We start from the raw sequence: 20,450 nt of genomic DNA, 5'->3' as shown, positions 1-20,450 counted from the left end.
GCCTGGCGCCGGATGTCGCATTTCGGTACGGCATTGGGCATCCCGGCTGCGGATTGCATAATCGCAGGGCATTCGAGGGGGAGGGGCCCACCACAATGACCGGACACATATGCCCGGAGTGCGGTCCGCGCGGGCCCGGGGACTCCTCGCGGGCAGCCGTCGACGGGTCGTTGCCCAGCGTCACGTACGGCCGGATGCGCAGCGGGTCGAAGTCCTCCGCCGCCGCCCTCTCCGCCTCGTCGGCCGCCGACCGCTCGGCCCGCTGTCGCTCGGCGGCCCGGTACTGCGCCTCGTACCGCTCGGACGTCGTACCGGGGGTCGCGCCGGGTGCCGTCCGGTGCTGCTCGGGCGTCGCGCCGGGTGTCGTCCCGTACTGCTCGAACGGTGTCCCGGGTGTCGTCCCGTACTGCTCGGGCGTCCGCTGCCCGCAGGCGCAGCCGGTGCCCGGGGCGGTTCCCCGGCCGCCCCCGGACCTTCCGCCCGCTCCGTTGTCCGTACCGCACTCCGGGCATATGTGTCCGGTCATTGTGGTGGGCCCCTCCCCCTCGAATGCCCTGCGATTATGCAATCCGCAGCCGGGATGCCCAATGCCGTACCGAAATGCGACATCCGGCGCCAGGCCGAAACGCGACACCGTCCGGAGAGCGGTCGTCACCTCTTCGGCAGGCCATAACGGGTCGGAACGTCCAGGATGGGGATGTAGCGGACCCGAGGAGATGTTCCATGGCCCAGCATTCGAGCCCCCCGATCCCGGCCCCCGCCCCGATACCCGGTGAGGGCCGCTCCATGCGGTCGGTCCTCGTGGCCATCGGTGCGCTGCTCCTCGGCATGCTGCTGGCCGCACTCGACCAGACCATCGTCTCCACCGCGCTGCCGACCATCGTCAGCGATCTCGGCGGACTGGAACACCTCTCCTGGGTGGTCACCGCCTACCTGCTGGCCTCGACCGCCGCGACCCCGCTCTGGGGCAAGCTCGGCGACCAGTACGGGCGCAAGAAGCTCTTCCAGACCGCGATCGTCATCTTCCTCATCGGCTCGGCACTCTGCGGCGTCGCCCAGGACATGCCGCAGCTCATCGCCTTCCGGGCCCTCCAGGGCCTCGGCGGCGGCGGTCTCATGGTGCTCTCGATGGCGATCGTCGGCGACATCGTCGCCCCGCGCGAGCGGGGCAAGTACCAGGGGCTGTTCGGCGCGGTCTTCGGCGCGACGAGCGTCCTCGGACCGCTCCTCGGCGGGTTCTTCACCGAGCACCTCAGCTGGCGGTGGGTCTTCTACATCAACCTGCCGATCGGCGTCGTGGCGCTCCTCGTGATCGCCGCCGTGCTGCACATCCCGGTGCACCGCACGAAGCACACCATCGACTACCTCGGCACCTTCCTCATCGCGTCCGTCGCCACCTGCCTCGTCCTCGTCGCCTCGCTCGGCGGCACCACCTGGGCCTGGGGCTCGGCGCAGATCATCGGCCTCACCGTCCTGAGCGTGCTGCTGCTGGTCGCCTTCGTGGGCGTGGAGCGCCGAGCCGCCGAACCGGTCATCCCGCTGAAGCTCTTCCGGATCAGGACCTTCTCGCTCGTCGCCGTCATCAGCTTCGTCGTCGGGTTCGCGATGTTCGGCGCGATGACCTATCTGCCGACCTTCCTCCAAGTGGTGCACGGGATCACGCCGACGATGTCCGGCGTGCACATGCTCCCGATGGTGTTCGGCCTGCTCCTCACCTCGACCGCGTCCGGGCAGGTCGTCAGCCGCACCGGCCGCTGGAAGGTCTTCCCGATCGCGGGCACCGGCATCACCACGATCGGGCTGCTGCTCCTGCACCGGCTCACGGAGACCAGCGGCACCTGGCAGATGAGCATCTACTTCTTCGTCTTCGGCGCCGGGCTCGGCCTGGTGATGCAGGTCCTGGTGCTGGTCGTGCAGAACGCCGTCACGTACCAGGACCTCGGCGTCGCCACCTCCGGGGCCACCTTCTTCCGTTCCATCGGCGCCTCGTTCGGCGTCGCCGTCTTCGGCACGATCTTCACCAACCGGCTCACCGACGAACTGGCCGCGGTGCTCGCCGGCCGGCCGCTGCCACCCGGGGCCAGCGCGGAGGGGCTGGCCGCCGACCCGCGCGCCATCGGACAACTGCCGCCCGCGCTGCGACCGGAGGTGCTCCACGCGTACTCGACCTCGATCACGGACGTGTTCCTGTACGCGGCCCCCGTCGTGCTGATCGCCTTCGTCTTCGCCTGGTTCCTCAAGGAGGACAAGCTGCGCGGCTCGGTGACCGCCCCCGACTCCACCGAGACCCTGGCGTCGAACCCGGTCGAGCGGTCCTCCTACGACGAATGCGCCCGCGCCCTGTCGGTGCTCGCCACCCGTGCGGGCCGCCGCGAGATCTACGTGAAGATCACCGAGCGGGCGGGCTACGACCTGCTGCCCGCGGCGAGCTGGATGCTGCTGCGCGTCAAACGGCACGGCACGGTCGAACCCGCCGTGCTCGCCGACACCACCCCCGTGCCGCTGCGGGCGATCGGCGAGGCCGCCCGCCAGCTGGAGGAACGCGGACTGGTCCGGCGCGAGGGCGTGCAACTGGTGCTCACCGAGGCCGGCGAGGAGGTGGTGGTGGGGCTCGCGGAGGCCCGGGAGGCTTCGATGGCCGAGCTGCTGGGCGACTGGTGGGGGCCGGAACGCCCGACCGACCTGGTCAGGCTCGTGGCGGAACTGACCGCCGAGACGAGCGGGTCGAGCAGGGAACAGCCGCACGGCCCCGAACCGAAACGGGACCACGCGGCCTGAACGGGACCACGCGGCTCGGAGAGCGGGACCACGCGGCTCGGAGAGCGGGACCGGACCGCACGTCGGATCGCATGGCTGGGGCTTCCACGGCCCCGGCCGGGGCTCCTACAACTCCGGCAGGTCCTTCGCGAACCAGTGCTCCGCGTACTGCCGCCGGTGGAACGCGGGGACCTCCCGGTAGCCGTGCTTGGCGTAGAGCCCCCGCGCCTCGACCAGGTCGCTGCGGGTGTCGAGCCTGAGCGTGCGTACGCCGAGGGCGCGCGCCACGTCCTCGACCGCCGCCATGAGCAGCGCGCCGCCGCCCGTGCCGCGGTACTCGGGGCGCACGAACACCCGGGTCAGTTCCGCGACGCCGGTGTCCACCACCAGCAGACCGGCGCAGGCGGCGGGCCTGCCCCCGAACCGGCCGACGACGAACTCGCCGGTGGGCGGTACGAGCAGCTCGGCGCCGTCGCCGGTGAGCCCCTCGTCGATCTCCTCGGCGGTCGCGGGTCGTCCCCAGTAGCGGCCGGCGACCTCGTCGTAGTAGTCGCGCCGCAGCAGCGCGGAGTCCGGCGAGTCGAACGCTTCGGGGGCCGAGGTCCAGGTCGCGCCGGTCGTGCCGGTCGTGCCGGTGGTGCCAGTCATGCCGGTCATTCTGGGCGGGCGCGTCCAAGCGGGCGAACGAATTCCCGATCCGCTTCCCGATCCGCTTCCCGATCCGCTTCCCGGTTCGCTTCCCGATCCGTTTCCCGGTTCGCCCGGCCGGCCGGTTCTCACCCCGGTGGCGCCACCGGCAGCCGCCTCCGGGACCGCCGTACCAGCAGCACGGTCGCGACGACCGCCGCCAGTACGACCCCGAGCAGAGTCAGCACCCAGGCGGGGACGCCGGCCACGGTCAGCAGCCGGTCCGTGTACACCACGGTCCGGTACGGGGTGTCGGCGCCGGCCGCGCGCAGCTCGTGGTCGCCGTCGATCCGCTCCGGGCGCGGGAACGACTGCTCGATCGCGGTGAGGAACACCGGCTTCCCGCCGGTCATCGCGGCCAGCGCGTCCGCGTCTCCGTGCTCCGACGCGGGGTCGATCCGGCCCGCGTACGTGACCTCCGGCGCGTCGCCGCCGATCGGGCCGCGCGGTTCCATCCGGTGCGCGGCGAGGACGTAAAGGCCCAGTTCCTGCGGCGTCGAGGCGAGCTTCGACAGGCGCATCGGGTAGACCAGCCGGTCGCTGGCGAAGCGCAGCCGCAGCGGTTCGAGGCTGCCGGTGAGGGGATTGCCCTCCTCACGGGGAGCGAGCCGGACCGCGACGTACTCCCACTTCTGCTCGACGTAGGGCTCCAGCGCCGTCGCCAGCCGGTCGGGGAGCTCGAACCCGTTGTCCTCCAGCCAGTTCCGGAGCGCCTCGGGGTCGGTCGCCGTCAGCCGTGCCACGTCGAACGGGCCGAGCCGCTCCCGGCCGACCACCGAGACCGCCGGGGCCCCGGCGGAGGGCGCCCCGGCCCCGTCACCGGTCGAGGAGTCGAACGGCCAGTCGTCGGAGCGGGGCCAGAAGTAGTGCCTGACCTCGTGCACCGGAGCGGTGAGGGCGGAGAGTTCGGAGAAGAGGTCCGCGTCGCCGAGTTCCACGCTCGCACGGTGCGGCACCGGCATGATCCAGGCGGCCTCGGGGGCGTCGCCCCGGACCGTGAGCCGCATGACGATCTGCTCGGTACGGCCGTCCCAGGCCACCACCGACGTCTCCCGGTCGACCGAGACCCGGCTCCCGTCCCTCGGGACCATCGCCCCGCAGCCGCACGCGTACGCCGGGTCGATCAGCGAGCCGAGCTGGAGCGACACCAGCATCAACAGCAACGACAGTGCCCGCACCGCCCATGCGCGCCGCCCGCCCCGCGGACGCGGCTTCCCCCTTGAGCCCTGCATGCGTCGCCTTCCTCCCCCGTACGTCGACGAATACGGGTGAGGACGTGCGAACAGTGGTTCCGGTTCCGGTTCCGCCCCGGCATCGATGTCGTTCACATGTCCGGCTATTTGGAAGCAAATTCGAATAAAAGCGGGATGACGGGCAGATGAAGGAAAGGCGGATTGGGTCTATCTCGTGCGGTAATGCGAAAGTTTCACAGCGCGCCCGGGTCGAGCGGCGGGCACAGGACCGGCGGGAGGATCGGCGCAGCGTGGCGAATGCGGAGCAGGGTGTGCGCACAGGCGCGGCGACGGGGAGGGGCACGGGGGCGGGGACGGGCACCGGGGCGGTTCGGGCCCTGCTCTGGCTGGTCGTGGCGGCACTGGCACTGCGGCAGATGGCGGTGGTGCTGAGACGGCAGCCGGGCGAACGGCTCACCGGCCTGGAGACCTGGATCAGGGAGAACGGCGTCCTGCGCGTGCCGGGCTCGCTCTACGACAGCGACCGGTTCACCGGCACCCCGTTCGCCGGGCTGGCACTGAAGCCGCTGGCCAGAACCGCGGAACAGAGCCTGGGCGTCGTCTGGACCTTCGGTTCGCTGCTGCTCGTCGCCGCGTTGGGCGTCGTCGCGGCCCGTGCCCTGCCGGGGCCGGTCACCCGCCGCACCGCCCTGCCGGCCGCCCCCGTCGCGATCAGCCTGCTGATTCTCTCCCTGCCGGTCCGCAACGCGCTGCACCTGGGGCAGACCAGCATCCTGCCGGTCCTGCTGGTGCTGCTGGGCTTCTTCGTGGTCCGCGGGGAACGCGCCCCGGGTGTGCTGATCGGCCTGGCGGCGGCGCTCCAGCCGACCGTGCTGCTCTTCGCCGCCCTGCTGTGGTTCACCGGGCGTCGCCGGGCGGCGACGGCCGGCGGCGTCACGTTCGCCGTCTGCACGGCGCTGGCCTGGGCCGTGCTGCCGGGCGATTCGTGGACGTACTGGGTGCACCACGTCGCGGGGGCCGGGCTCGGCGACGACGCGGCCGACCTGGCCAACCAGTCCATGCACGGCGCACTGCTCCGGTCCGGGCTCACGGGCCCGCTCGAAATCGCGCTGCTCGTGGTGCTGGCGGCCGCCGTCTGTCGGGTCGGGCTGCGTCGCGCCGTGCGGTACGCGCGGGACGGGCAGCTGCTGCTCGCCGTCGCCGTGACCGGCTGCGTCGCCGTCGCCGTCTCGCCGACCGCCTGGCAGCACCAGCTGCTGTGGCTGCTGCTCGCCGTGGTCGGACGGGTCGGCAGACGGGCCGCCGACCGGCCGGTCTGGCCCGTGGTCGTGGTCCTCGTCATCACCCTGCCGGGAAAGATGCTGCTGCCGAACATGGCGGTCCTCCTCCCCCTGCGCGACAACGTGCTGCTGCTCACCGCGATCGCCGCGGCCTGCGCGGTGCCGTTCCTGCCGCGCACCTCGGAGTACTGGCAGCACCCGGTCCCCACCCGGTACGCGGCCCCCGCCCCCGCCCGGTGGCGCCGGGTCCCGCTGCTGCCGTTCTGGCGGCGGGTGCTCAGCCGGCCCAACCTGCTGCTGGAACTGCTCCTGATCAGGGTCGTGTACTCCGCGTACTCGCACGTCAGGCTCGCGGCGAGGGGCGGTCGCGCCACCGCCGAGCACCACGGCCGTCAGATCCACGCCATCGAGCAGTGGCTGCACATCGACGTCGAGCACGGGATCAACCACGCGGTCGCGGGGATCGGCGGGCTGCGGGAGTTCTTCGACCACTACTACACGACGTTCCACTTCATCGTGCCGTTGACGATCCTCGGTGTGCTCTACGTGCGACGCCCCGCGGACTACCGCTGGGCCCGCAGCACGATCGGCTTCGCCACGGTCCTCGCCCTGCTCGGCTTCTGGCTCTATCCGCTCGCCCCGCCGCGCCTGATGCCGGGGCTCGGCTTCATCGACACGGTGAACGGTGTCCAGGACTTCGCGAAGCCGGACTACGGGACGCTGACCTCGATGACCAACCAGTACGCGGCGATGCCCTCGCTGCACTTCGGCTGGTCGCTCTGGTGCGGCGTGATCGTCGTCGTACTGGCCCCGAAGGCGTGGATGAAGGCGTTGGGGCTGCTGCACCCGCTGTTCACGGTCTCCACGATCGTCGCCACGGCCAATCACTGGGTGCTGGACGCGGTGGGCGGCGCGGTCGTGGTCTCGCTCGGCTTCGGGCTGACCCACGTCCTGTCGGGGCCGCGGGCACCGGCGGCGGCCGGGCAGGACGGACGGAAGAACACACCGGGCGCGGCGGGTGGACCGGGCACGGCGGGGCGGACGGCACCGGCACCGAGAACGGCGACGGCGGACGCGACGGCCGACGCGGCGGCAGGCTGACGGAACCGGGCGGAACGGAGCGGAACAGGGCGGGCGCGGGCGGCGAGGAGGAGCTGACCCGCCTGACCGGGCGCCGCTGAGGGGCCGTCGGGAGCGGCGCGCGGCCGTCCGGAACCCACGAAGGGCCGAAGGGGTGCCGGGACGAACACATCGTCCTGACACCCCTTCGGCATGGATCGCCGCTTGACCAGGATCTGCCCATTCGTTCGGTTCCGCCACTCGAACGGCTCAGGAGGGGGCCGAGCCGAGGGCCCAGGTGGCGAGGGACAGCGTGGCCATGGAGACCACCGTCGAGGCCACCACGGCGTTTCGGGCCGGGCGGGTGTCCAGGCCGTACTGCTGGGAGTAGATGAAGGCGTTCTGGGCGGCCGGCAGCGCGGAGCAGAGCACGACGGCCAGCAGTTGGTGTTCCGGCAGGTGCAGCAACGGGCCGCCGACGGCGAAGGCGATCAGGGGCTGGGCCAGTGTCTTGAGCGCCACCGTCACGACGACTTCGGCACGTTCGGTACGTCCGGCGCGCTTCGTGCGTGCCGGATGTCCCGTATGTGCCGGGTGTTCCGCGCGTGTCGGGTGTTCCGCGCCCTTCGTGAGTACGGGGGGCCGTGCTGGGACCGTCGAACCACCTTCGTCCGGGCGGGTGTTCAGTGAGAGGCCCAGGGTGATCAGGGCCGTCGGCACGGCGGCGGCGCCGAGCAGGTCGCAGGAGTGGGCGAGGGCGTGCGGCAGCCGCAGTCCGAGCGCGGAGACGACCACGCCGAGCAACGAGGCCATGATGATGGGGTTGCGGACCGGCATCGTCAGCATCCGTCGCAGCACGACGGCCCTCCCGGACCTCGCACCGCTCCCGGTACCGGACCCGACCGTTCCCGTCCCCGCTCCCGCACTCGTTCCCGTCCTCGTGCCCGAGTCCAGCAGTGTCAGGATCACGGGCGAGACCAACAGCACCTGGAACAGGATGATCTGGGCGACGAACGAGGCGTCGCCGAGTACCTGGACCGCCACCGGGATGCCGAGGTTGGCGGAGTTGACGTAGCCCGACGTCATGCTGCTGATCGCCCGGTCCGCGGTGCCCCGGCCGAAGAGCCGGCCTGCCGTCAGGAAGCCGAGACCGCAGACCAGCGCCGTGCCCGCCGCGAAGGCCACCATCGAGGGATTGGCGAAGGAGTCGAGCCGCGCCCCGGAGACCATGGTGAACAGGGCCGCGGGCATGGCCACGTGGAAGACGAACCGGCCGAGCACGGCCTCCGCCTGCCGGCCCAGCAGGCCACTGCGGCCGACCACGTAACCGATGGCGGTCAGCGTCCAGATGGGAGCGAAGGCGGAGAGCAGGGCGTGCATGCCGCCATGATCCTCGCGCTGTTGTGCGTCTCTCGTGCGGGGGTTCGGGCAGGGGGCGGGCGGTGCCGCGACGACCCGGAGCGCTCAGCCCCCGTCCCCGGCAGCAGCACCGGTGCCGACGCCGACCTGGAGTTGCTTGATCCCGTTGAGCCACGCCGAGCGCAGCCGTCGCGGGTCGTCGAGCAGCCGCAGGTCCGGCAGCGCGTCGGCGATCGCGTTGAAGATCAGATCGATCTCCAGCACGGCCAGGGACTTGCCGAGGCAGAAGTGCGGTCCTCCGCCGCCGAAGCCGAGGTGGGGGTTGGGATCACGGAGGATGTCGAAGGTCTCCGGGTTCTCGAAGACCTCGGGGTCGTTGTTGGCCGAGGAGTAGAAGAGTCCGACCCGCTGCCCCTTCTTGATCAACTGCCCGCCCAGCTCGACGTCCTGGGTGGCGGTCCGCTGGAAGGAGACCACGGGAGTGGCCCAGCGGACGATCTCCTCGGCGGTCGTGGCCGGCCGTTCGCGCTTGTAGAGCTCCCACTGGTCGGGGTGGGTGAGGAAGGCGTGCATGCCGTGACTGATGGCGTTGCGGGTGGTCTCGTTGCCGGCCACGGCGAGCAGGATCACGAAGAAGCCGAACTCGTCCGAGGAGAGGTTCCCCGTGCCCTCCGCGGCGACCAGTTGGGAGACGATGTCCCCGGCCGGGCACTCCTTGCGGGCGGCCGCCAGGTTCATCGAGTACGAGACGATCTCCATGGCCGCCTCGGTGCCGACCTCCTCGGTGATCGCGTACTCGGGATCGTCGTACGCGGCCATCTTGTTGGACCAGTCGAAGATCTTGGCCCGGTCCTCCTGCGGTACGCCGATGAGTTCCGCGATGGCCTGGAGCGGCAGTTCGACGGCGATGCGGGTGACGAAGTCGAACGAGCCGTCGGTGTCGGCGGCGGCGCGCGCGGCCGACACGATCGAACGGGCGCGGTCGCGCAGGGCCTGCTCCAGGCTGCGCACCGCCCGCGGCGTGAAGCCCCGCTGGATGATCTGGCGGACCCGGGTGTGCTCGGGCGGGTCCATGTTCAGCATGATCAGCTTCTGGACCTCGATCTGGTCGCGGCTGATCGACTCGTTGAAGCGGATGACCGCGGTGTTGGTGTTCGAGGAGAACAGCTCGGGGTGGGTGGAGACGTATTTGACGTCGGCGTGCCGGGTGACGACCCAGTAGCCCTCGTCGTCGAAACCGGAGACACCGGCCGGCTGGGCGCACCACCAGACCGGTGCGGTCCGCCGCATCTGTGCGAACTCGGGGTGCGGGATGCGGGATTGGAGCAGGTCGGGGTCGGTGAAGTCGAACCCTTCGGGCAGATGGGGGCAGGGCATCGGCAACTCCAGGTCGGTCCGAGAGCCGCCCGAACACTGTCTGACGACCCATCAGAAGTTGCCCGAAAGGTAGTAACGAGTTCTACAACTGGCAAGAGGAGGTGGCCGATTCGTTGCGTGAAGACAGGGTGGAGCGGGCGCGGTGCGGGTGTGGAGCGGGCGGTGGCCACGTGCAAGACCCTTGCACACTCGGGGTGACCTTCGTGAGACTGCCCGTAGAACTAGAACGCGTACTAGTTTCACTCCGCGGGCGCCGGGACGCCTCTGCGGACGTGTGAGGAGAGGACGAGCTCATGGCCGCGGAACCCGTCATCGTCGAAGCCGTACGCACTCCCATCGGCAAGCGCCAGGGGGCGCTCGCCAATCTGCATCCCGGCTATCTGCTGGGCGAGACCTACCGAGAACTCCTCGGCCGCACCGGCATCCACGCCGACTGCGTCGAGCAGATCGTCGGCGGCACCGTCACCCACGCCGGCGAACAGTCCATGAACCCGGCCCGCAACGCCTGGCTCGCCGTGGGACTTCCGTACGAGACCGCCGCCACCACCGTGGACTGCCAGTGCGGTTCCTCGCAGCAGGCCTCGCACATGGTCGCCAACATGGTCGCTGCCGGTGTCATCGACATCGGCATCAGCTGCGGCGTCGAGGCCATGTCGCGGGTGCCGCTGGGCAGCGGTTCCAAGCACGGACCGGGCAAGCCCTGGCCCGACGAGTGGAACGTGGACCTGCCCAACCAGTTCGAGGCCGCCGAGCGCATCGCCCGCAGGCGCGGGCTGACCCGGCAGGACGTCGACGAGTTCGGCCTGCTCTCGCAGGAGCGGGCCGCCGTCGCCTGGGCCGAGGAGCGCTTCAAGCGGGAGACGTACGCGGTCCAGGTGCCGACCACCGAGGAGGAGCAGGCGGCCGGGCAGGGCATGTGGCGCCTGGTCGACCGGGACGAGGGGCTGCGCGACACCACGATGGAGGGGCTCGGCCGGCTCAAACCGGTCATGCCCACCGCGATCCACACCGCGGGCAACTCCTCGCAGATATCCGACGGCGCCTGCGCGATCATGTGGGCGTCCAAGCGGATGGCGCGCGCGCTCAAGCTCAAACCGCGCGCCCGCATCGTCGCCCAGGCGCTGGTCGGCGCGGACCCGCACTTCCACCTCGACGGTCCGATCGACGCGACCCGTGCGGTGCTGGGCAGGGCCGGGATGTCGCTCAAGGACATCGACATCGTCGAGATCAACGAGGCCTTCGCCTCGGTGGTGCTGAGCTGGGCCCGGGTCTTCGAGCGGGACCTCGACGGGCTCGCGAAGGTCAACGTCAACGGCGGGGCCATCGCGCTCGGCCATCCGGTGGGTGCCACCGGGGCCCGGCTGATCACCACGGCGCTGCACGAACTGGAGCGCCGCGACAAGGAGTTCGCCCTGATCACGATGTGCGCCGGTGGCGCGCTCGCGACGGGAACGATCATCCAGCGGCTGTGACCCCATGGCCGTACGGCGGCTGCGAACCCGACGGCCTCACGGCGACGGCGACTTCGCGACCGCCCGGCGGCCGTGAACCCACCGACCGCCCGGCGGCCCCGACCCCGTGACCGCCCGGCGGCAGACCTGGCAACACCCCTGGCCCGGGGTGTACTTGGCAACACCCCCGGCCGGGGCCCACACCGATGTCCGCGGCGTGCGCGGCCCCATAGCGTCGTCGCCATGGACAACGACACCAGCCCCACGAACCGTCGGACCCGGCAGGGGCGGCGCCGCGTCGCACGACGGGCGACGGCGGCCGCCGCCGCGATGGTCCTCGCCGCGCTCGGCACCGCCCCGGCCCTCGCCCAGCAGCCCTCCGGCGCCCCGGACGCGACGCGCCCGCACGCCGCGGCGCACGGCAGGGGAAACCTCCTGGGCGTGACCCCCGTGGCCGCCCTCGACCGGGCCGCCGTCGCCCGTTTCCTCGCCCAGTCCGGCATGGACACCGGCACCGTCCGCCACGGTCTGCGGGCCTACCGCCTCACCTACCGCACCGTCACCCCGCAGGGCGCGCCCACCACCGCCACCGGACTCCTGGTCCTCCCCGAGGGCGGCCCCCGCCGACTGGACCTGGTCTCCGACACCCACGGCACGATGGCCCACCGCGACTACGCGCCCTCCGTCGGCGAGGGCTTCGGCCGCTTCGCCCCCTACCTCCACGCCTCGGCGGGCCGGGCCGTCGCCGCCCCCGACTACCTGGGCCTCGGCAAGGGGCCGGGCCGTCACCCGTACATGGACACCAAGTCCGCCGTGACCGCCTCGGTCGACATGCTGCGGGCCTCCCGCACCGCCGCGCGGCAGCTGCGCCGCCCGCTCACCGGCGACGTGTACGCCAGCGGCTTCTCCCAGGGCGGTCAGGTGGCGATGGCCCTGGGCCGGGCCCTCGACAAGGGCGTGGACCGGCACTTCAGGCTCCGGGCCCTCGCCCCCGTCTCCGGCCCCTACGACATCGAGCACGCGGAGACGCCCGCCCTGTTCGACGGCCGGGTCAACGACACCAGCGCCGTCTTCTACATGACGTACTACCTCACCGCGCAGAGCCGGCTGCACCCGCTCTACAAGGACACCTCCGAAGCGTTCCGGAAGCCGTACGCGGACATCGTCGACCGGCTCTTCGACACCAACCACACCGAGGAGGAGATCATCCCGGCGCTGCCCGCGACGCTGAAGGAGCTGCTCACCGACGACTACTACCGCCGGATGCAGCACCCCACCGGCGGGCTGCTGGCCGCGGCGCGCGCCCAGGACGGCAACTGCGACTGGAAGCCGGACGTCCCGGTACGGCTCCACACCTCGTCCGGCGACACCGACGTGCCGATCGCCAACGCCCGCAACTGCGCCGCCGATCTGGCCTCGCACGGCGTCGAGGCCCCGGTCGTGGACCAGGGCGGGGTCGACCACAACGGCACATACATGAAGGCGGGCCCGCAGATCGTCCGCTGGTTCGACGAACTCGCCGGGCGACGCTGACGGAACGGGCGGCCCCGACGGGCGGGGTGGTACCGACGGGACGGGGTGGTACCGGCGATGGGGGTGGCCCGGCCGGGCCACCCCCATCGCCGGTGGGTGCTCAGTACGACACGTGGGAGGGGAAGGTGGTGGTGGGGCCGAACAGCCCGGCGTACCCCTCCTCGTGGCGGCGGTGCCGCCCGGACCGGCTCACCTCCGCGACCGGGGCCGCGAGCACGATCAACCCGTCGTCGGCGAGTTCCTGCACGCGCATCAGCAGGGTCCGTACGTCCAGGCCGAGTTCCCCGGCCACGGTCTGCAGGTCGAGACCGGACTCCCAGCTCCACAGCAGCACGGAATCCATGCTGGGCGACCAGGCGACGGGGTACACCGGCTCCGGCGGCGCGGCCGGGAACGGCGCCGGGGTCTGGAACACGGCGGGCACCAGCTCGGGGGCTTCCGGTACCGCCGCCGGCTCGGACGGCGCCACCGGTTCCGCAGTCGCCACCGCCTCCGGGGCCGGTGGTGGCTGAGGAGCCCTCACCGGCCCCGGGGCCACGGCATCCGGCGGTTCCTGAGCCATGGCATCCGGCGCGTACGGCTGTTGCTGCGGCAGCGTGGGCGGCGACGACGGCGATTCGTCGCCCGGCTGCGGCGCGGGCGCCGGGGCATCGGATGAGGCGAAAGGTTTATTCACCGGGTTCTTCGGGGCCCGCGGGGCCTGGCCCAAGAGCTCTGCGGCGAGGGAGCGGGCGTTGCTGCGGCCGACGGCACGTCGTGCTAATCGCACTTCGCGCTCCTTGAGGCCCATCAAGTCGGCGATCGAGCCGTCGTCGCCGACCGTGACGGCGAAGGCCGCCAGCGCCCTGCTCCGCTCGGCCTGCGTTTCGTCGAGCAACGCCTGCGCCCGGCGCATGCGTTCGTCACTGGCGCAAAAAGCTTCCGCCAGGACTGTGTTCCGCTCCCAGAATTCCCTTGGTTCCACGTGAGTGACAACGCGTCGGCGGCCGATGGGAACGGACGGGCGAGCCAAATGCACCTGAACGGGTTAATGCTCGATCGCTCGCCCCGGTGATACCGGAGTGTTCCGGCCGGTCGGGGAGGGGCCGGTGCCGGGATCAGTACCAGCCGTTGGACTGCCAGAAGGCCCAGGCGCCGCACGGGCTGCCGTAACGGGACTTCATGTAGTCCATGCCCCACTTGATCTGGGTGGTGGGGTTGGTCCGCCAGTCGGATCCGGCCGAGGCCATCTTCGAGCCGGGCAGGGCCTGGACGAGACCGTAGGCGCCGGAGGAGGCGTTGGTCGCGGTGTGGTTCCAGCCGCTCTCGTGCTGGACGATGTTGCTGAAGCACTGGAACTGCGCGGCGTCACCGATCAGCGCCCGCGCCGTGGCCTGCGCACCCGTCGGGGCGGCCGAGGCCGGGGAGACACCGAGGGCGACACCGGTGGCACCCAGGAGTACGGCGGCGCCGGCGACGGCGGACTTGCGACGGGCGGTGCGGGGCAGGGCGAGGATGTTGCGGGCGAACGACACAGGAGACCTAACGTCGGGTACGGGGGAAGTCGCGGGCCGGTCCGGAGCACGTGGCCGTGCGGGTGGACCGGGGTTCGTCGACCGGGGTCCGATGCGACGGACCCGGCGGTGTTCGGCGACTCGTCCAGTGTTAGCGGCGGCTTTCAACCACCGCAACGACCCCGAATACGAGCCGGTCTCGCAGCCGGCCCCGAAGGTCCCGGCCGATCCCGATCACCCCGAAGGGGTCGTAGCAGGTCAAAGCGGACGTTCGATGGGGTGTCGATCCGCCGGGCGGCTACTAACCGGCTTAGGGGAGGACCAAGGCCCTGTGGGAGCCCTCACTCGCGGGGAGCGTCGAATGTGACCCGGGCCTCGAAGGCGGCGCGGCGGGTGGCCCGGCGCAGCGCCTTCAGCAGCGCCGGACCGACGGCCAGGACCAGCACCACGGTGAGCGAGGCCCGGCCCAGGTCCCAGCCGAGCGAGGTGGCCGCGCAGTAGGCGAGGAAGCGGACCAGGTTGTCCACCAGCGGATCGCCCGGCTGGAACGAGATCCCCGAACCGGACGGGGGCACCACCGTCCAGCCGGCCAGGTTCATCACCGTGCCGTACGCGAACGCCGCCACGAACCCGTAGCCCGCGAGCATCAGCAGCTCGGCGCGACCGCGCAGCCGTTCCGGCCCCGGCAGCAGGCCCGCGCCCATCGCGAACCAGCCCATCGACAGCATCTGGAACGGCATCCACGGCCCCACCCCGCCGGTGAGCAGCGCGGACGCGAACATCGTCACCGCGCCCAGCACGAAGCCGAACCCCGGCCCGAGCACCCGGCCGCTCAGCACCATCAGGAAGAACATCGGCTCCAGCCCCGCCGTGCCCGCCCCCAGCGGGCGCAGGGCGGCCCCGACCGCGGCCAGCACCCCCAGCATGGCGATCGCCTTCGCGTCGAGACCGCCGTCCGCGATCGTCGCGACGACCACCCCGACCAGCAGCGGCAGCAGCGCGGCGAACAGCCACGGCGCGTCCGCGGAGTGCGCCAGACCGGAGTCGGCATCGGCCAGCAGGGGCCAGCCGAACGAGAACACCCCGATCACCCCGATGAGGACGAGCGCGACGACCGCCCGGGGCCCGAGCCGCACCGCCCGCACCCGCCGCCCGTCCGTGCCCGTGCCCGTAACTGTCTTCGTGCCCGTGCCGGTGCCCGCTGCCGGGGCCGTACGCCGCCCGTTCATGAGCCCGCCTCCAGCGCGGTGCGCACCTGGGTCACGGTCAGCCACTCCTGCGGGGCGAGGATCTTCGCGGTCTGCGGGGCGAACGCCGGGGAGGAGACCACCACCTGCCCGGTCTCCCCGTCCGCGACGACCTCCCCGTCGGCGAGGATCACCACCCGGTGCGCCAGCTCCGCCGCGAGCTCCACGTCGTGCGTGGCCAGGACGATCGCGTGCCCCTCGGCCGCGAGCGCGCGCAGCACCCCGACCAGCCGGGCCTTCGCCGCGTAGTCCAGACCGCGCGTCGGCTCGTCCAGGAGCAGCAGCGGGGGCCGCGCGGTGAGCACCACGGCCAGGGCGAGCGCGAGGCGCTGTCCCTCGGACAGATCGCGCGGATGGGTGTCGTCCGGCACATCGGGCAACAGCTCGGAGACCAGGGCCCGGCAGCTGCCGGGGGCGGCGCCCGCGTCGGAATCGGCCGCCTCGCACTCGGCGCCGACCGTGTCCGCGTACAGCAGGTCGCGCGGCTCCTGCGGCACGAGGCCGACCCGGCGCACCATCTCGCGCGGCTGTGTGCGGTGCGGGGTCCGGCCGCCGACCAGGACGGTGCCGGCGGTGGGCTCGACCATGCCGACCAGGGTGCCCAGCAGGGTGGACTTGCCCGCCCCGTTGCGCCCCATCAGGGCGACGGTCTCGCCGGGGGCGACGGTGAGCGTCACCCGGCGCAGCGCCTCGACGCGCCCGCGCCGTACGCCCAGCCGCTCGACCCGCGCCGGGACGTCGGGGACGGGCTCCGCCTCCGGGACGGTCCGCGCGCCGCGGCCCAGCAGCCGGGCCAGGACCCCGCGCCCGCCGCCGGGCGGCGCGGGGGCGACGGGCGCCGGGGCGGCGGAGGACACCGGCGCCGGGGCGGGCGGCCGTGCCGAGGAGAGTCGTTCGCGCAGGTCGGACGCCCGGCGCCGGGCGTCCCGGACCGAGAGCGGCAACGGCTCCCACCCCGCGAGCCGGCCCAGCGCCACGACCGGCGGATGGACGGGGGAGAGCGCCATGACCTCCGCGGGCGCGCCCATGACCGGTGCCGCGCCCGGCGACGGCAGCAGGACGACCCGGTCCGCGTACTGCACCACCCGCTCCAGCCGGTGCTCCGCCATCAGGACCGTGGTGCCCAGATCGTGCACCAGCCGTTGCAGCACGGCCAGGACCTCCTCGGCCGCCGCCGGGTCCAGCGCGGACGTCGGCTCGTCGAGGACCAGCACCTTGGGGTGCGGGGTGAGGACGGAACCGATCGCGACCCGCTGCTGCTGACCGCCGGACAGCGTGGCGATCGGCCGGTCGCGCAGCCCGGCGAGACCCAGCAGGTCCAGGGTCTCCTCGACGCGCCGCCGCATCACGTCGGGGGCCAGACCCAGCGACTCCATCCCGTACGCCAGCTCGTCCTCGACCGTGTCGGTGACGAAGTGGGAGAGCGGGTCCTGGCCCACGGTGCCGACCAGATCGGCCAGTTCGCGCGGCTTGTGGGTACGGGTGTCGCGCCCGTCGACCGTGACCCGGCCGCTCAGGGTGCCGCCGGTGAAGTGCGGCACGAGCCCGGACACGGCACCCAGCAGGGTCGACTTGCCGACCCCGGACGGGCCGACGAGCAGCACCAACTCGCCCTCGGGCACGGTCAGATCGACCCCGGACAGGGTGGGGCGCTCCGTGCCCTCGTACCGCACCGAGACCTGCTCGAACCTGATCACTGGCCCTCCTCGGGTTTCGCCCCGCCCACCGGCGGCGGCACCGGCGCCACCACCGCGGGCAGCAGTCCGATCAGCACCGCCGCGGCCGGCCACAGCGGGAACACCGGCGCGGTCAGCGGCGCGACCCCCGGGTGCAGCGCCGCCTCGTCGACACCGCCCGCCCAGATCATCGCCACCGCCACCACGACCCCCGAGCCCGCGACCAGCCAGGCCCGGACGTCCCACCGGTCGGGCCGGTAACGGGTACGGGCCGACCGGGCCCCGCCCAGCCGCAGCCCGACCGCCGCGGCGACCAGCCCGAGGGCCAGCAGCGGCAGCCCGTACACCGCGCCCTGCGCGGCCAGCAGACCGTACGTGCCCGCGCACACCCCGAGCAGCCCGCCGAGGGTGAGGACGTTCGTGGTGCGGCGGACGGCGGCCGGGACTTGGGCGGTGCGCCCGTAGCCGCGCGCGTCCATCGACGCCGCCACCGCGATCGACCGCTCCAACGCGCCCTCCAGGACCGGCAGTCCGATCTGGAGGACCGCCTTGACGCCGCCGGTCGGGCGCCCCCGCAGCCGCCGGGCGGTGCGCAGCCGCATCACGTCCGCGACCATGTTCGGCGCGAACGTCATCGCGACGACGACGGCGACCCCCGCCTCGTACAGCGCCCCCGGCAGCGACTTCAGCAGCCGGGCCGGGTTGGCGAGCGAGTTCGCCGCGCCGACGCAGATCAGCAGGGTGGCCAGCTTCGCCCCCTCGTACAGGGCGAGGACCAGCTGCTCGGCGGTGACCCGGCCGCCGATCCTGACGCCCTTCGCCCAGTCCGGCAGCGGCACCTCGGGGAGCGTGAACAGGGTGTGCGTGCCCGGCAGCGGCGAGCCGAGGAAGACGGAGAAGACCAGCCGCACACCGACGACGAACAGTCCGATCCTGATGAACGTCCCGTACGAGCGGGCCCACGGCGCGTCCGTGCGGCGCGCGGCGACCACATAACCGGCCACCGCCACCAGCAGCCCCAGCAGCAGCGGGTTGGTGGTCCGGGACGCGGCGGCGGCGGGCCTGCGCGATCGCGGCGACGCCCAGGAGGAGCACGGCGGCGACGCCGACGAACACCCCGGCGGACGGGCCGCCGCCGGAGTCGTCGGCGGCGTCGGACGCGGTGGTGGAGCCGGCCGGGGGCGTGGCGTCGGAGGCGGCCGCGGACGGTGTCCCGCGGCCGTCGTCCGAGACCTGCTCGCCGCAGCCCGCGCGCGGATAGCCGGAGATGGCGCAGAGCATCGCGCCGCTGTCGTAGCGCAGCGGCTTCGCCACCGAGGCGAGCGCCTCGGCGGAGCTGGCGTCGGGGGCGACCCGCGCGCACGCGGTGCGCGGCGCGGGCGGGGTCTGCCCGGACGGGGCGTCCGCCGCCGTGCCCGCGTCGATGACGAGCGCGATCCGCTTGGTGCCGTCCCGGGCCGGGGTGCCCGCGCAGATCTTCGCGAAGTCGGGGGCGTGACGCGGCTTCGCGGCGTCCCGGGAGTCCTCGCTCACCGCGAACCGGAAGCCCTGCACCGTGCCGTCGTCCGGCCGGACCAGGGACGGGCCCTGGGTGGCGTACGTCCAGCCGGTGCCGGAACCCTCCCAGAACGACCAGTACCGGTAGCCCGTCGCATGGGCCGTCCCCGTGCCGAGCACGGCCAGGACGGCCAGCACGGCCAGGACGACGCCCGGTGCCGCCGGCGATGCGCCGGCCCTTCCCGCCCGCCTCACGGCCGCTGGTTCTTCCGGCGTCCGCTGATCAGGAAGAACGCGCCCGCGGCGACGACCAGGCCGATGCCGACGTACCACCACACGCCCCCGATCACGTCGTCGCCGCTGTGCACCTGGTCCTGCTCCGTGGGCACGTAGCCGGTGTCGCCGGCCGGGTCGGGCGTCACCACGGAGGCGGGTGCGGGGCCGCTCGCGTTCAGCCCGGCGACCAGGTCGGCGCCGCCGAAGTCCCGGGCGTTCTCACCGGTGGCGTGTGCGGCCAGGATCAGTTGCGCGTAGGCGGCGGGGCCGTTCTGCTCGGCCCAGCCCCGGGAGTTCTTCTTCAGCCAGGCCACGGCCCCGTCCGCCTCGTTCTGGTGACCGGACGCGGACAGCGCGACGACCGCGTCCGCGGTGTTGCCGAAGTCCGGCTGCGGCGTGGTGTCGGCGGCCCCCGGCATCGGCGGCGCGTTCAGATGGCCCTGCTCGGCGAGGGCGCCCTTGAGGTAATGGGCGCCGTTCTGCGCGGCCTGCTCGGGGGTGGGGTCGTCGCCCGGGGCGCAGCTGCTGGGCTTCTTGCCCGCGGCGTTGTTCCCGACGGCCAGGGCCTTGCCCATCGTGCCGAGCACGGCGGCCGCGGTGGCGTCCGCGTTCGCGGCGAGCTTCCCCTTCTTGTCGGGCTGGTAGGCGAAGGCGCCGCCGTCCTCGCCGCCGCACGGGATCGCGAGGGCGAGCAGCGGGTCGTAGGGGGTCTTGCCGCCGGGCGTCGTGACGTCGGTGATCCGTTGCCCCTGCCGGGCGAGGGCGCCGATCACCAGGGAGGTGGAGTTGGCGTCGCTGGGCGCGCCGGCGGTGTAGCCCCAGCCGCCGTCCTCGTTCTGCACGGACTTCAGCCAGCGCACCGCGTTGTTCACGGTCTCGCGGTGGCCGCCCACCTCGGCCAGCGCCTGGGCGGCGGCCGCGGTGGCGTTGGTGTCCGGCACCGTCTTCGCGTCGCACGGCCGGGAGGCGTCGGGCCGGTACGCGGCGTACGCGCCGTCGGCGCACTGCTGGGAGACCAGCCAGTCCACCGACTTCGTGGCGGGGGTGACGCCCTCGACCTTCTGCGCGAGGAAGGACAGCGACTGCCGCCACACCCCGTCGTAGGTGGGGTCCTTCGTGCCGTACAGCCCCGCCGGCAGGGCGGCGGAGGGGGAAGGAGTGGGGGACGGCGCCGCGACGGCGACCGGGGCAGCGGCCGAACAGAGCACGGCTGCGGTGGCGGCGAGCGTTGCGACGCTGCGGCGTACGGTCATGGCGGGCGGGGCCTCTCCTGGTGCGGAACCGGGCACAGGCACGCTCAGGCACCGGGCTCGGCCCCGTATACCTCGACGGTGCCGGCCACCGGGGGTCCGGTGGCGCGAGCCGGTCACGACCTCGGACAGGGCATTCCGACTCACCGCCTGCGACGACGGCTCACGGCTGCGCGGTCAGTGCCGGATTCGCACCGGCTTCCCCCTGAACGGGCATGATGACGACCCGCCCACTCTACCGGGCGCCCCGGGACGGCCTCCGGCCCGTCCCGTGCCCCGTTGCTCACACCGCGGGGCCCCGCGCGGGACGGGGCT

The 20,450-nt window shown here is 72.8% G+C and carries 14 protein-coding genes, 1 pseudogene and 1 riboswitch; of the genes and pseudogenes, 4 read left to right on the top strand and 11 right to left on the bottom strand.

Features of this window, described 5'->3' with window-relative positions:
* Positions 1 to 723: 723 nt before the first annotated feature.
* On the top strand, positions 724 to 2,778 hold the full coding sequence (locus tag EAO76_RS08430; protein WP_148834854.1) for an MFS transporter: 2,055 nt from the start codon (positions 724 to 726) through the stop codon (positions 2,776 to 2,778).
* A gap of 105 nt (positions 2,779 to 2,883) precedes the next feature.
* Here the strand turns inward: EAO76_RS08430 and EAO76_RS08425 are convergent, their stop codons facing one another.
* Positions 2,884 to 3,405: a GNAT family N-acetyltransferase gene (locus EAO76_RS08425; RefSeq protein ID WP_148834852.1), complete on the bottom strand. Its 522-nt coding sequence runs from the start codon at positions 3,403 to 3,405 to the stop codon at positions 2,884 to 2,886.
* Between the two features lie 128 nt (positions 3,406 to 3,533).
* Positions 3,534 to 4,598, bottom strand: a complete 1,065-nt coding sequence (locus tag EAO76_RS08420; protein WP_148835647.1) for a DUF2330 domain-containing protein — start codon at positions 4,596 to 4,598, stop codon at positions 3,534 to 3,536.
* Positions 4,599 to 5,014: 416 nt separating this feature from the next.
* Here EAO76_RS08420 and EAO76_RS08415 point away from each other — a divergent pair, with 416 nt between their 5' ends.
* On the top strand, positions 5,015 to 7,018 hold the full coding sequence (locus EAO76_RS08415; RefSeq protein WP_148835646.1) for a bifunctional glycosyltransferase 87/phosphatase PAP2 family protein: 2,004 nt from the start codon (positions 5,015 to 5,017) through the stop codon (positions 7,016 to 7,018).
* Between the two features lie 228 nt (positions 7,019 to 7,246).
* Here EAO76_RS08415 and EAO76_RS08410 read toward each other — a convergent pair whose 3' ends face one another.
* Positions 7,247 to 8,356 (bottom strand): AEC family transporter, encoded by a 1,110-nt coding sequence (locus tag EAO76_RS08410; RefSeq protein WP_148834850.1) that lies wholly within the window; start codon positions 8,354 to 8,356, stop codon positions 7,247 to 7,249.
* Positions 8,357 to 8,440: 84 nt separating this feature from the next.
* Positions 8,441 to 9,712 (bottom strand): cytochrome P450, encoded by a 1,272-nt coding sequence (locus tag EAO76_RS08405; RefSeq protein ID WP_148834848.1) that lies wholly within the window; start codon positions 9,710 to 9,712, stop codon positions 8,441 to 8,443.
* A 293-nt stretch (positions 9,713 to 10,005) separates the two neighbouring features.
* Here EAO76_RS08405 and EAO76_RS08400 point away from each other — a divergent pair, with 293 nt between their 5' ends.
* Positions 10,006 to 11,184 (top strand): steroid 3-ketoacyl-CoA thiolase, encoded by a 1,179-nt coding sequence (locus EAO76_RS08400; RefSeq protein WP_148834846.1) that lies wholly within the window; start codon positions 10,006 to 10,008, stop codon positions 11,182 to 11,184.
* A 222-nt stretch (positions 11,185 to 11,406) separates the two neighbouring features.
* A complete protein-coding gene (locus EAO76_RS08395) occupies positions 11,407 to 12,696 on the top strand; it encodes an alpha/beta hydrolase (protein ID WP_148834844.1) in 1,290 nt (429 codons plus the stop codon).
* Between the two features lie 100 nt (positions 12,697 to 12,796).
* On the opposite strand, the gene EAO76_RS08390 is transcribed toward EAO76_RS08395, so the two are convergent.
* From EAO76_RS08390 to EAO76_RS08365, 7 genes and pseudogenes are all read right to left on the bottom strand, one after another.
* The gene (locus EAO76_RS08390) at positions 12,797 to 13,591 is read right to left on the bottom strand and encodes a hypothetical protein (protein WP_148834842.1); all 795 of its coding nucleotides are present in this window, start codon (positions 13,589 to 13,591) and stop codon (positions 12,797 to 12,799) included.
* A 202-nt stretch (positions 13,592 to 13,793) separates the two neighbouring features.
* Positions 13,794 to 14,210, bottom strand: a complete 417-nt coding sequence (locus EAO76_RS08385) for a transglycosylase SLT domain-containing protein (RefSeq protein ID WP_148834839.1) — start codon at positions 14,208 to 14,210, stop codon at positions 13,794 to 13,796.
* Between the two features lie 320 nt (positions 14,211 to 14,530).
* The gene (locus EAO76_RS08380; protein WP_148834837.1) at positions 14,531 to 15,418 is read right to left on the bottom strand and encodes an ECF transporter S component; all 888 of its coding nucleotides are present in this window, start codon (positions 15,416 to 15,418) and stop codon (positions 14,531 to 14,533) included.
* Entirely contained in the window at positions 15,415 to 17,133 is a 1,719-nt protein-coding gene (locus tag EAO76_RS08375; RefSeq protein WP_148834835.1) for an ABC transporter ATP-binding protein, read from the bottom strand. Before EAO76_RS08375 ends, EAO76_RS08380 begins: the two co-directional genes overlap by 4 nt.
* Positions 17,130 to 18,371 (bottom strand): energy-coupling factor transporter transmembrane component T, encoded by a 1,242-nt coding sequence (locus EAO76_RS08370; protein WP_262375359.1) that lies wholly within the window; start codon positions 18,369 to 18,371, stop codon positions 17,130 to 17,132. The genes EAO76_RS08375 and EAO76_RS08370 overlap by 4 nt, the downstream gene beginning before the upstream one ends.
* A gap of 28 nt (positions 18,372 to 18,399) precedes the next feature.
* Positions 18,400 to 18,789: pseudogene (locus tag EAO76_RS47515) on the bottom strand (SCO2322 family protein); the annotation flags it as partial.
* Between the two features lie 71 nt (positions 18,790 to 18,860).
* Positions 18,861 to 20,138 carry a prenyltransferase/squalene oxidase repeat-containing protein gene (locus tag EAO76_RS08365; protein ID WP_148834833.1) on the bottom strand — a complete coding sequence of 426 codons (1,278 nt, stop codon included), beginning with the start codon at positions 20,136 to 20,138 and terminating at the stop codon, positions 18,861 to 18,863.
* Between the two features lie 128 nt (positions 20,139 to 20,266).
* Positions 20,267 to 20,342, bottom strand: a riboswitch (cobalamin riboswitch).
* Positions 20,343 to 20,450 lie beyond the last annotated feature (108 nt).

Origin of the sequence: Streptomyces sp. sk2.1 (assembly GCF_008120935.1) — a bacterium.
Taxonomy (GTDB): domain Bacteria; phylum Actinomycetota; class Actinomycetes; order Streptomycetales; family Streptomycetaceae; genus Streptomyces.
This window is presented reverse-complemented; position numbering and strand designations above follow the sequence as displayed.